Raw genomic sequence first — 13,992 nt, forward strand, 5'->3', positions numbered from 1 at the left:
ACCAGCGTGGCGTTCGCATCGACCGGGTGCGCGGTGGCGTTCCAGTCGGTGAGCACCCGGCGGCGTTCGGCCGGGGCCAGCAGCTCGACCTCGCCGATCGCCCGCTCGGGCGCCGCGACGACCGCGGTCAACATGCGTACCAGTCGCTCCGCGAGAGCGGCGACGGTGGCGGCGTCGAACATGTCGGTGGCGTAGGCGAATTCGGCAGCCATGCCGTCGGCGGAACCGTCGGGACGGTGCCGGTCGGCCAGGTTCAGGTGCAGGTCGAACTTGGCGGTGACCACGTCCAGCGGCACCCCGGCCACCTCGAGGCCGGGCAGTTCGAAGGCGGCCTCACCGGTGTTCTGGAACGACAGCATCACCTGGAACAGCGGGTGCCGCGCCTGCGAGCGGGCCGGGTTGAGGATCTCCACCAGGCGCTCGAAGGGCAGGTCGGCGTGACCGAAGGCGGCCAGGTCGTGCTCGCGGGTCTGGGCGAGCAGGCCGGTGAACGGCTGGGCCGGGTCCACCGCGCTGCGCAGCACCAGGGTGTTGACGAACATGCCGATGGCGTCGTCGAGCACCGCTTCACCACGGCCCGCGACGGCGGTGCCGATGGCGATGTCGTCGCTGCCCGACAGGCGGGCCAGCAGGGCGGCGAAGGCCGCGTGCACGACCATGAACAGGCTGGCGCCGTGTTCGCGGGCCAGCGCGTTGAGTCCGGCGGTGAGCACGGGGTCGATCGAGAACTCGTGCACGCCACCGCGATTGGACGCCACGGCGGGGCGCGGGCGGTCGGCGGGCAGGTCGAGCTGGTCGGGCAGCCCGGCCAGGGTGCGCGACCAGTAGGCCACCTGCTGGGCGATCATCGAGGACTCGTCGGTCTCCGCACCCAGGGTCTCGCGCTGCCAGAGCGCGAAGTCGGCGTACTGCACCGGCAGCGGCGCCCAGCCCGGGGCCTGGCCGCGCGAGCGGGCCGCGTAGGCGAGCATCACGTCGCGGGCCAGCGGACGCACCGACCAGCCGTCACCGGAGATGTGGTGCACCACGAAGACCAGCACGTGGGTGTCGGGGTGCGAACCGTCCATGGACCCGGCGATGCGGAACAGCGCCGCGTGCACCGGCACCTCGGCGGTGACGTCGAAGCCGGTGAGCACCAGGTCGCTGACGCGCTCGCGCAGTTCGTCCTCACCGACCGTGATCGGCTCGAGCGTGACGGGCGCGTCGGCGACCGGCAGCACCACCTGCACACCGTGGCCCTCGGCGGTCTCCGGGTAGACGGTGCGCAGCACTTCGTGCCGCTCGACCACGTCGGCGACGGCCTGACGCAGGGCGTCCACGTCGAGATCGCCGGTGAGGCGAACGGCCAGGGGGATGTTGTTGACGGCGGTGGCGCTGTCGAAGCGGTTGAGGAACCACATGCGCTGCTGGGCCAGCGAGAGCGGGATCTGCGCCGGACGCGGCCCGGCGACGAGCTCGCGGCGGCTGCCGCTGCCCGCGTGGGTCTCCACCTTGGCGGCCAGCGCGGCCACCGACGGCGCCTCGAACAGCACGCGCACCGGGACCCGGGTGTCCAGGGCCGCGCCGAGGCGGGCCACGACCTGGGTGGCGATGAGCGAGTTGCCACCGAGGTCGAAGAAGTCGTCGTCCAGGCCGACGGCACGATCCCCGGTCAGGCCGAGCACGTCGGCGAAGGTGTCGGCGACGATCTCCTCGATCGGCGTGCGCGGCGCGCGGAACTCGCGGGCCTCGAACACCGGATCGGGCAGGGCACGGCGATCGAGCTTGCCATTGGCGCTCAGCGGCATGGCGTCGAGCACCACGAACGCGGCGGGCACCATGTAGCTGGGCAGCTGCGCGGCCAGATGCGCACGCAGCGCGTCGATCTCGACGGTCTCCCCGGTCGCGGGCACCACGTAGCCGACGAGCTGGTCGCCGGTGCGCGCGTCCGAGCGCACCACCACGACGGCCTGGGCGACACTGCGATGCGCGGTGAGCGCGGCCTCGATCTCGCCGAGCTCGATACGCAGACCGCGCAGCTTCACCTGGAAGTCGGTGCGGCCGAGGTAGGTGATGACACCGTCGGTGTCGCGGCGCACGAGGTCACCGGTGCGGTACATGCGCTCGCCGTCGGTACCGAACGGGTCGGCGACGAAGCGGTCGGCGGTGAGATCGGCGCGACCGAAGTAGCCACGGGCCAGCTGGGCACCGGCCAGGTACAGCTCACCGGCCACACCGGGCGCGACCGGGTGCAGACGCGAATCCAGCACGTAGGCCCGCGAATTCCAGACCGGCGCGCCGATCGGGACGGCGCCGTCGACCTGGTCGGCGACCGGGCCGTGGGTGGCGTGCACGGTGAACTCGGTGGGGCCGTACAGGTTGTACAGCGCCGCGTCGCTCACCTTGCGCAGGGCCACCACCGCGTCGGAGGTGAAGGCCTCACCGGCGATCAGCAGGGCCCGCAGCGAGGACAGAGCTCCGCCCTGGACGGCTGTGTTGTCTTCGCCGTGCTCCCGGGGCTCTGCGTGGTCACGCTGCGCTACCGCCTCCGAGCCCGTCGCTCGCACGGCAGTGGCATCGACGCTGCCAGCGAAAACGGTGAGCATCGAGGGCACGAACGAGGTCATCGTGATCCGTTGTGCCGCGATGACCTCCGCGAGGTACTGCGGGTCGCGGTGGCCGTCGGGGCTCGCCACGACCAGGCTGCCGCCGGTGCTCAGCGGGCCGAACAGCTCCCACACCGACACGTCGAAGGTGGCGGGGGTCTTGAACAGCACCACGTCGTCGGCACCGATGCCGTATTCGCCGGTGATCCAGCGGATCTGGTTCACCACCGCCGCGTGCGGCACGGCCACGCCCTTGGGGCGGCCGGTCGAGCCGGAGGTGAAGATGACGTAGGCCGGGTGCTGCGGACGCAGCGGGGCGAGGCGCTCGGCGTCGGTGACCGGGGAAGCCGGGTACGCCGAGAGATCGAGCGCGTCGATCACCAGGGTCAGCGGGCCACCCTCGGCAGCCTGCCCGACCACCGCGGCGGGGTCCTCGAGCGCGAATCCGTCGCGGGTGGTGGTGAGCACGGCGACCGGCGCGGCGGTCTCCAGCACGTACGCGATGCGATCCGCGGGCTGGTCCAGGTCCAGCGGCACGTAACCGCCACCGGCCTCCTGCACCGCGTACGCGGCCACGACCAGGTCGATGCCGCGGCGCAGGCCGAGCGCGACCAGGGTCTCCGGGCCGACACCGGATTCGATCAGGCGATGCGCCAAACGGTGCACGCGCGAGGCGAATTCGGCGTAGGTCAGGGTTTCACCGGTGGCCGGGTCGACCAGGGCGACCGCGTCCGGAGTGGCCGCGGCCTGGCGGGCGAACTCGTCCACCAGGGTGCCCGCGCCGGGCAGCGCGTGCGCGGTGTCGTCGAATCCACCGATGGCCTGGGCGGATTCGGTGGCGTCGAGCAGCTCGATGTCACCGACCGCGCGCTCGGGCGCGGCCGCGATCTCGGCGAGCAGGCGGGCGAACCGGGCGCCGAAGCGGTCCATGGTGTCGGCGTCGAAGAGATCGGTGGCGTAGATCAGCTCGGCGACGATGCCCGCGGGGGCGTCGGCGGGCTTCTCGGTGAGCACGACCTGGAGGTCGAACTTGGCCACGTCGATCGGCAGGTCGACCCCGCTGACGGTGAGGCCCGGCAGTTCGAGGCTGGTCTGGGCGGTGTTCTGGAAGGCCAGCATCACCTGGAACAGCGGGTGCCGCGCCTGCGAGCGGGCCGGGTTGAGGATTTCGACCAGGCGCTCGAAGGGCAGGTCGGCGTGGCCGAAGGCGGCGATGTCACCGGCCCGGACCGCGCCGAGCAGCTCGGTGAAGCTCGCCTCGCCCTCGATCTCGGTGCGCAGCACCAGGGTGTTGACGAACATGCCGATCAGGTCGTCGAGCGCGCGCTCGCCACGGCCCGCGATCGGGGTACCGATGGCGATGTCGGACTCACCGGACAGCCGCGCGAGCAGCACGGCCAGCGCGGCGTGGGCGACCATGAACAACGTCGCGCCACGGGCGCGGGCCAGGTCGGTGAGCGCCGCGTGGGTGGCGGCGTCGATCTCGAAGGTGTGGGTGGCGCCGCGACCGCTGGCGATCGCGGGACGCGGCCGGTCGGCGGGCAGGTCCAGCTGCTCGGGCAGGCCGCGCAGGCGCTCGCCCCAGAAGGCGATCTGCTGGGCGATCACCGAGGACGCGTCGTCCTCGTCGCCGAGCACCCCGCGCTGCCACAGCGCGAAGTCGGCGTACTGCACCTCGAGCGGACGCCAGGCCGGTTCCGCGCCTTCGACGCGGGCGCTGTAGGCGGTCATCACGTCGCGGGTGAGCGGGCCCATGGAGAAGCCGTCGGCGGAGATGTGGTGCACCACCAGGGCGAGCACGTGCTCGGTGGGGCTCACCTCGAACAGCGCGGCCCGGAACGGCACCTCGGCGGTGACGTCGAAGGCCGTCAGCACCAGGGCCGAAAGCCGTTGCGGCAGTTCGGCGGTGGTGGTCTCGATCGGCGCCAGGTCCGGGATGACCTTGCCGGTCGGCACGATCACCTGGTGACCGGCGCCGCCGACCTCCGGGTAGTAGGTGCGCAGCGACTCGTGCCGGGCGAGCACGTCGGCCACGGCCACCTGCAGCGCCTGGCGGTCCAGCAGACCCGACAGCCGCACGGCGGCCGGGATGTTGTCGACCGCGGACTCCGGGTCGAAGCGGTTGAGGAACCACATGCGCTGCTGGGCCAGCGACAGCGGCACCCGGACGGGGCGCTGCTGTGGGACCAGCGGGGCACGACGTTCGGTGCCGGAGTGGGTCTCGGCCCGCGCGGCCAGCCCGGCCACGGTGGAGGCTTCGAACAGCTCGCGCACGCCGATATCGGTCTCCAGCGCCGCCGACAGGCGCGCGGCGACCTGGGTGGCGGTCAGCGAGTTGCCGCCGAGGGCGAAGAAGTCGTCGTCGAGGCCGACCCGCTCCAGGCCGAGCACGTCGGCGAAGGTCGCGGCGACGATCTCCTCGACCGGGGTGGTCGGGGCGCGGAAGACCGCGGCCTCGAAGACCGGCGCGGGCAGCGCCTTGCGGTCGAGCTTGCCGGAGGCGTTGAGCGGGAACTCGTCGAGCACCACGATCACCGCGGGCACCATGTAGGCGGGCAGGTTGGCGCCCAGTTCCTCGCGGGCGTCCTCGATGTCGACGGTGCGGCCGGTCGCCGGGATGACGTAGGCGACCAGCTGGTCACCGGTGTGCTGGTCCCCGCGCACCACGACCACCGACTGGGCGACCTCGTCGAGGCCGGTCAGCGCCGACTCGATCTCGCCCAGCTCGATGCGCAGACCACGCAGCTTCACCTGGAAGTCGGTGCGGCCCAGGTATTCCAGCTCACCGTGTTCGGTCCAGGCGACGAGGTCGCCGGTGCGGTACATGCGCTCGCCGTCGGTCCCGAAGGGGTCGGCGACGAAGCGGTCGGCGGTGAGGTCCGGCCGCGCGACGTAGCCGCGCGCCAGCTGGGTGCCCGCGAGGTAGAGCTCACCCGCGACACCCACCGGGACGGGCCGCAGGCGCGCGTCGAGGACGTAGACCTGGGTGTTGAACACCGGGGCACCGATCGGGACGGTGTCCACATCGGTGTCGACGACCTCGTGGAAGGTGACGTCGACCGCGGCTTCGGTGGGGCCGTACAGGTTGTGCAGGGCCGCGCCGGTGAGCTCGCGCAGGCGGTGCGCGGGCTTGGGCGGCAGCGCCTCGCCGGAGGCGAACACCATGCGCAGCGACTCGCAGCGGGCCGCGGCGGCGTCGGCCACGAACACCGCGAGCATCGAGGGCACGAAGTGGGTGACGGTGACGCCCTCGGCCCGGATGATCTCGGCGAGGTAGGCCGGATCACGATGCCCGTCGGGCTTGGCCACGACCAGGCGAGCGCCGATCTGCAAGGGCCAGAAGAACTCCCACACCGACACGTCGAAGGTAGCGGGCGTCTTCTGCAACACCACGTCCTCGGCGGTGAGGCCGTAAGCGGCCTGCATCCACACCAGACGGTTCACGATCGCGCCGTGGCTCACGGCCACACCCTTCGGGCGACCGGTCGACCCCGACGTGAAGATCACGTAGGCGGTGTTCGACGGACGCAGCGGCGCAACGCGTTCGGCGTCGGTGACGCGGGTATCGACGTACCCGGCCAGGTCGAGCAAGTCGATACGGACCTGGGCGGTGTCGATCTCCAGATCGGCGCCCGAGGTGAGCACACACACCGGATCCGCCGTCGCCAGAATGTATTCCGTGCGCTCGGCCGGGTGATCGGGGTCCAGCGGCACGTAGGCGCCCCCGGCCACGGTGACGGCGTACATGCCGACGACCAGGTCGATCGAGCGGCGCATGCCCAGGGCCACATAGCTTTCCGGGCCGACGCCGCGGTCCACCAGCCAGCGGGCCAGGCGGTAGACCCGCTGACCGAACTCGGCGTAGGAAAGACTCGTCCCCTCGAAGCTCAGCGCGGTCGCGTGCGGAGTCGCGGCCAGCTGGGCCTCGAACAGCGAGACCAGGGTGGCCCGCTGGTCGACCTCGTGCGCGGTGGCGTTCCACTCGCGCACCACCAGTTCGCGCTCGGCGGCGTCGAGCAGTTCCAGATCACCCACGGCCACACCGGGTTCGGTGGTGATGGCGGTGAGCACCCGGATCAGACGCTCGGCGATGCGGTGCACGGTGGCCGCGTCGAACAGGTCGCTCAGGTAGCCCGCGCGGATGCGCAGCTGGGTGTCGAGCTGGGCGATGAGCGAGAGCGGGTAGTGGGTGGCGTCGGCGGCGTCCAGGCCGGTGACGGCCATGCCGTCGATATCGGCGGCCTGGGCCTTGATGCCCTCGGCGTCGACGGGGTAGGACTCGAAGACCACCAGCGAGTCGAACAGGCCACCGATACCGGCCGCCGACTGGATCTCGGCCAGGCCGATGTAGTGGTGGTCGAGCAGGTCGGCCTGCTCGCCCTGGGTACGGGTGAGCACCTCACGCACCGATTCGGCGGCGTCGAACCGCACCCGCACCGGCACGGTGTTGATGAACAGACCGACCATGCCCTCGACGCCGGAGAGCTGGGCCGGGCGGCCGGAGACGGTGGTGCCGAACAGCACATCGTCGCGGCCGGTCATCCGGCCGAGCACGATCGACCAGGCGACCTGCAGCACGGTGTTCGGGGTGACGCCGAGGTCGGCGGCCAGCGCGACCAGGCGGGCCGTGGTCGGCTCGTCGAGGTCGAACAGGTACTCCCGCGACAGCGCCGCGATCTCGCGACCGGCCTCGGGACGGGCCAGCAGGGTCGGCTCGGTGACGCCACGCAGGGCCTCGGACCAGGCCGCCACCGACACCGAATGATCCTGCTGGGCAACCCATTCCAGGAAGTGGCGGTAGGAGCGCTGGGCGGGCAGCGCGCTGGCGTCACCGTGCAGGGCGTAGAGGGCGAGCAGGTCACGCATGACCAGCGGGGTCGACCAGCCGTCGAGCAGGATGTGGTGGTTGGACACCACGAAGCGCCACTCGTCCTCGGCGATCCGGATCAGGGTGAACCGGATGAGCGGGGGCGCGGCCAGATCGAAGCGGGCGGTGCGGTCGGCCTCGACCAGGTCGGCGAATTCGCCCGAGGCAGTGCGGTCGTGCTCGGTCCAGGCCACGGGGGTGTGGTCGAGGACGATCTGCACGGCATTGCCGTCGTGGTCGGTGACGAAGGCGGTGCGCAGGGTCTCGTGCCGGTCCAGCAGGGCCTGGGCGGCGGCGCGCAGACGGGTGGCGTCGACGCGGCCGGTGAGCGTGAGGACGGCCTGGGCGGTGTAGACGTCGACCGAGCTGGCGGCCAGCCGGGCGTGGAAGAACAGACCGGCCTGCAGGGCGGCCAGCGGCCACACCTGGGTCAGCTCGGGGTAGCGCTTCTCCCAGAGGTCGATATCGCGCTGGGTGGCGCGCACGAGCGCGAAGTCGGACGGCGTGTGGCCGCCCGCGTCGGCCGAGTTGGCGTGCCGGGCGACGGCTTCCAGCGCGGTGACCCACAGGTCGGCGAACTCGCGCACCTCGGCGGCGGCGAGCAGGGTGCTCGGGTAGCCGATATTGGCGCTGAGCTTGTCGCCGACGACGATCGCGTTGACATCCAGCGGTGCCATCGCGGGCATATCGGCGTCGTAGGCACCGCCCAGGGCGGCCAGCTCGGGCGCCGGAATCCAGCCGAAGCCGCGCAGGGCGTCGGGCACATCGCTGTCGGCGACCCGGCCCAGGTAGTTGAAGCTGATCTGGCCGGGCAGCTCGGTGGGCAGCTCGGCGGCGGTGTCGGCATTGAGGTACCGCAGCAGGCCGTAGCCGATGCCCTTGTCGGGCACGGCGAGCAGCTGTTCCTTGACGGCCTTGACCGCCTGACCCAGCGCGGGCCCACCGGCCAGCGCGGCATCGATGTCGATCCCGGCCAGATCCAGGCGGACCGGGAAGATCGCGGTGAACCAGCCGACGGTGCGGGACAGATCGGCGCCGGGCGCGACCTCTTCCTCACGACCGTGGCCCTCCAGACGCACGAGCAGGGCGTCGTCGGCGGCGGCCGCGCCATTGCCCGCGGTCAGGCGGCCGGTGCGCCACTTGGCGGCGGCCAGGGCCAGCGCGGTGAGCAGACCGTCGTTGACGCCGCCGTGGAACAGCGCCGGGACGGTGGTGAGCAGGGCCTTGGTGACCTCGGCGGACACCTCGACCGGCAGCTTCTCGATGACGCCGGAGACGTCGACGGCCGGGTTCATCGGCCGCTCGGTGAGCAGCGGGTCCGGGGTCGCGACGACCTCGCGCCAGAAGTCCAGCTCGGCGGTGCGTTCCGGCGCGCTGGCCTCGTCGGCGAGGGCATGTGCCCAGGCGCGCATGGAGGTGGCCGGGGCGACCAGCTCGGGCTGCTGCCCGGCGGACAGCTGCCCCCAGGCGGCCACGAAGTCGGGCACCAGGATGCGCCAGGAGACGCCGTCCACCACGAGGTGATGGGCGGCGACGATCAGGCGACCCGCGCGCGACGCGGACTCGGCCGAAGCGCTGGCACCGGTCGCGGAGGGCTCGAGCCACACGAACCGCACGACTACGCCGCTGGCCGGATCGAGCCGGTCGAGGCTGGCATCCAGTGCGGTGGAGGCGATCTCGACCAGTTGATCGTCGGTGGCGTCGGCCGGGAAGGTGCTGTGGTCGATGAGCGCGTCGGCGTCGACCGTGCCCGCCGGGGCGGTGTCGACGACCCAGCGCCCGTCGACCCGGTGCAGGCGCGCGCGCAGCATGTCGTGGCGGTCGATGACCGCGCCGACGGTGGCGGCGATGCCCGCGCGGTCGATGCCGACCGGCAGTTCCAGCGCCATGGTCTGGTTGAACCGACCGAAGGAACCGGCACGCTCGGCCATGAACCGCACGACCGGGGTCAGCGGCATCTCGCCGACGCCGCCACCGGGCAGCTCGGCCAGGGTGATCGCGGAAGTCGCTGCCACATCGGCGGTTTCGGCCACAGCGGCCAGCCCGGCGACGGTGCGCTGTTCGAAGACGTGGCGCGGAGTGAACAGCACGCCACGGGCCTTGGCCCGCGAGACCAGCTGGATGGAGACGATCGAGTCGCCGCCGAGGGCGAAGAACGAATCGTCGACACCCACGCGCTCCACCCCGAGCACCTCGGCGAAGACCTCGGCGATGGTCTGCTCGATCGGGGTGCGCGCGGCGCGGAAGGTGACCTCGGTGGCGAACACCGGCTCGGGCAGCGCCTTGCGGTCGAGCTTGCCGACCGGGGTCAGCGGCACGTGGTCGATCACCATGATCGACGAGGGCACCATGTAGGCGGGCAGGCGTTCCTCGACGTGCGCGGTCAGCGTCGCGACGTCGATCGAACGGCCTGGCGCGGCAACCACATACGCGACCAGCGAGACCGCGCCCGCGGTGCTCTTGTGGCCGAGGGTGGTGGCGAAGTCGACGGTCTCATGCGCGGCCAGCGCCGAGTCGATCTCGCCGAGTTCGATACGGAAGCCACGGATCTTGACCTGGAAGTCGGAGCGGCCGACGTATTCGACGGTGCGCTCGGCGGTCCAGCGGACCACGTCACCGGTGCGGTACATCCGCTCCCCCGGCACGAACGGGTCGGCGACGAACCGGTCGGCGGTGAGGCCGGGCCGGGCGTGGTAGCCCCGGGCCAGCTGGATGCCCGACAGATACAGCTCACCCGCGACACCCACCGGAACGGGCTGGAGCTGGGCGTCCAGGATCAGCGAACGCATACCGCGCGTCGGGCCACCGATGGTGACCAGTTCACCCGGCGTCAGCGCGCCACTGATATTGGTCATGATCGTGGTCTCGGTGGGACCGTAACCATTGTGGAAGGCACGAATAGTGGCTGTTTCATGCGGCGCACCCGAGGGCCCTGCGTGGTCACGCTGCGCTACCGCCTCCGTGCCCGCCGGATGCGCCTGGGGCGCCAACGGAACCGCCCACTTGCTCACCAGATCGGCGGGCACCGCCTCACCACCGGCGACGAGCACGCGCAGCGAGTCCAGGCCGCTCGGGTCGAAGGTGGCCAGCGCGGCGGGGGTGATGAAGGCGTGGGTGACCCGCTCGGCGCGGATCAGCTCGGACAGTTCGTCACCGCCGTAGACGCCCGGCGGCACGACCACCAGGGCACCGCCGCGGGCCAGCGCCAGCAGCAGTTCCAGGATCGAGGCGTCGAACGAGGGCGAAGCGAAATGCAGTGCGCGCGAATCGGTGTCGAGGGCGTAGCGCTGCGCCTGCTCCTCGCCGAAGTTCGCCAGACCGGCGTGGGTGACCACGACGCCCTTGGGCACACCGGTGGAACCGGAGGTGTAGATGACGTAGGCGGGCTGCTCGGGGGTGGTCTTACGGACCAGTTCCGCGTCCGCGATCGGACCACCGTCGACGGCGTCCAGCTCGAGGTCTTCCAGCACCAGCCAGCGCGCGGAATCCGGCAGGCCCTCGCGCACGGCGGCGACCGTGAGACCCAGCGGTGAGCCGGAGTCGGTGACCATGTGGGCGATGCGGTCGGCCGGGTAGGTGGGGTCGACCGGCACGAACGCGGCGCCGGTCTTGGCGACGGCCCAGGCGGCCAGCACCGAGTCGGCCGAACGCGGGACGCCCACGGCTACCAGGTCTTCGGCGCCGATGCCCTCGGCGATCAGCACGCGAGCCAGGCGGTTGGAGCGTTCGTCGAGCTCGGCGTAGGACAAGGTCGTCCCCTGGAACACGACGGCGTCGCCGGTCGGGTTCCGGTCGACGGCCTCGGCCAGCAGGGTGCGCAGGGTGCGCGCGGGCACCGGCGGCTCGCCGACGCGGAACACCAGGTCGGCCCGCTCGGCGGCATCGAGGACATCGATCGCGCCGACGGTCACCGACGCGTCGGCGGCCACGGCCTCGAGCACGCGTTCCCAGCGGGTCGCGATGGTGTCGACGGTGGCCGCGTCGAACAGTTCGGTGGCGTAGTTCAGGGCCAGCGCCATCCCGCCGCTGCCGGGTTCGCCCAGCTCGGAGAGGGTGAACTGCAGGTCGAAGCGGGCGACGCTCTCCTCGAGGTCGAGCGCGGAGACGGCCAGGCCGGGCAGTTCCAGGGTGGTGCGGTCCAGGTTCTGGAAGGCCAGCATCACCTGGAACAGCGGGTTGCGCGACTGCGAGCGCTCCGGCGCGAGCAGTTCCACCAGGCGCTCGAAGGGCACGTCGGCATTGCCGTAGGCGTCGAGGTCGGTCTTGCGGGACTGCTCGAGCAGGTCGGTGAACGTCTCGCCGGGGCGCACGCCGGTGCGCAGCACCAGGGTGTTGACGAACATGCCGACCAGATCGTCGAGGGCCTGCTCACCACGGCCCGCGATGGGCGTGCCGACGGCGATGTCGTCGGAGCCCGAGAGCCGGGCCAGCAGCACCGCCAGGGCGGTGTGCATGACCATGAACAGCGAGGTGCCCTGGCGGCGGGCCAGCTCGTCGAGCCTGCCGATGAGTTCCGGCGCCAGCTCGCGGTGCACGGTGGCGCCACGGTGCGAGGCGATGGCCGGACGCGGGCGGTCGAAGGGCAGGGTGAGCTCGTCGGGGACACCGGCGAGCTGGTTCTGCCAGTAGCCGACCTGACGCGACATCAGCGAGTCGGCGTCGTCCTCGGTGCCCAGCACCGCGCGCTGCCAGATCGCGAAATCGGCGTACTGCACCGGCAGCGGTGACCAGCCGGGCGCGGTGCCCTGGGCACGCGCGGTGTAGGCCAGCATCACGTCGCGGGTCAGCGGCGCGATGGAGAAGCCGTCGGCGGCGATGTGGTGGACGACCACGACCAGCACGTGTTCCTCGTCGCTGGCCCGGAACAGGCGGGCGCGCAGCGGAACCTCTTCGGCCACATCGAATCCGGCGGTGGCGAACTCGGTGACGGTCTCGAAGAGCCGCTCCGGGGCGACGGTGACCGGGCGCAGGTCCAGCGACATGCGTTCGGCCGCCACGATCTGCTGCACCGGGGTGCCGCCGTGCTCGGGGTAGCGGGTGCGCAGCGATTCGTGCCTGCGCACCAGGTCGGCCAGCGCCAGCGCCAGCGCCTCGGTGTCGAGGGCACCGGTGAGGCGGATGGCCACGGGCAGGTTGTAGGCGGCGGAGGTGGTGTCGTACTTGTTGAGGAACCACATGCGCTGCTGCGCGAACGACAGCGGCACCAGTTCACCCTCGGTGCGCTCGCGGGCGACCAGCGCCGCGCGGGCGGTCCCGCCGGTGTGCGATTCGACGCGGGTGGCGAGGGCTTCCACGGTGGAGGCCTCGAACAGCGCGCGCACCGGCACCGTGGCGCCCAGCGCCGCGCCGATGCGGGCGACCACGCGGGTCGCGATGAGCGAGTTGCCGCCGAGTTCGAAGAAGTCGTCGTCGACGCCGACCCGGTCCAGGCCGAGCACGTCGGCGAAGACCGCGGCCACGGTTTCCTGCACCGGGGTGACGGGCGCGCGGAAGGCGCGTGCCTGCACAGCGGGGGCGGGCAGGGCACGGCGGTCCAGCTTGCCGTTGACGGTCAGCGGAATCCATTCCAGGCGGACCAGGGCCGCCGGAACCATGTAGGCGGGCAGCTGTTCGGCCGCGCCACCGCGCACCGCGTCGAGGTCGGGTTCGGCGTCGCCCTCGGCGACGATGTAGGCGACGATGCGCTGGTCACCGGGCTGGTCTTCGCGCACGATGACCGCGGCCTGGGCGATGCCGGGCTGGGCCAGCACGGCGGCTTCGATCTCACCGAGCTCGATACGGAAGCCGCGCACCTTGACCTGGTCGTCGGCGCGGCCCAGGTATTCGAGTTCACCGAAGCGGTTCCAGCGCGCGAGGTCGCCGGAACGGTACAACCGGGAACCGGCCTGGTTCGGACCCGACAGCGGGTTGGCGACGAAGCGGGTGGCGGTGAGGTCGGGGCGGCCGAGGTAGCCGCGCGCCAATTGCGGTCCGGCGACATACATCTCGCCCGCGACACCCACAGGCACCGGCCGCAGCCGATTGTCGAGCACGTACACGCCGAGACCCGCGATGGCCCGGCCGACCACCGAACCAGCGGCGGCGGCAATGGTTTTCGCGTCCAGCGCGCGGAACGACACGTGCACCGTGGTCTCGGTGATGCCGTACATGTTGACCAGCGTCGGCGAGCTGTCACCGTGGCGGGCCACCCAGTCCGACAGGCGGCGCAGTTCCAGCGCCTCGCCACCGAAGACCACATAGCGCAGCGCCAGCGGCGCCAGGCCCGGTCCGGCGTTCCGATCGGCCTCGGCGAGCTGGTAGAACGCCGACGGGGTCTGGTTGAGCACGGTGACCTGCTCGACGCGCAGCAGTTCCAGGAACTGCTCGGGCGAGCGCGAGGTGTAGTAGTCCACCACGATCAGCGAACCGCCGAACAGCAGCGGGCCCCACAGCTCCCACACCGAGAAGTCGAAGGCGTAGGAGTGGAACAGCGTCCACACATCGCGCGGGCCGAAGCCGAAGTCGCGATCGGTATTGGCGAACAGCCGCACCACATTCCGG

The 13,992-nt window shown here is 71.7% G+C and carries 1 protein-coding gene (only partly in view); it reads right to left on the reverse strand.

The whole window is internal to a non-ribosomal peptide synthase/polyketide synthase gene (locus QC180_RS05090; protein WP_278261418.1) on the reverse strand: the coding sequence, 43,803 nt in all, runs 15,019 nt past the left edge and 14,792 nt past the right edge, and what appears here is coding positions 14,793-28,784 — codons 4,931 (partial) to 9,595 (partial); the first complete codon in reading order (the gene reads right to left) occupies positions 13,989 to 13,991. The start codon and the stop codon both lie outside this window.

The organism is Nocardia anocheti, assembly GCF_029675105.1.
Taxonomy (GTDB): Bacteria; Actinomycetota; Actinomycetes; order Mycobacteriales; family Mycobacteriaceae; genus Nocardia.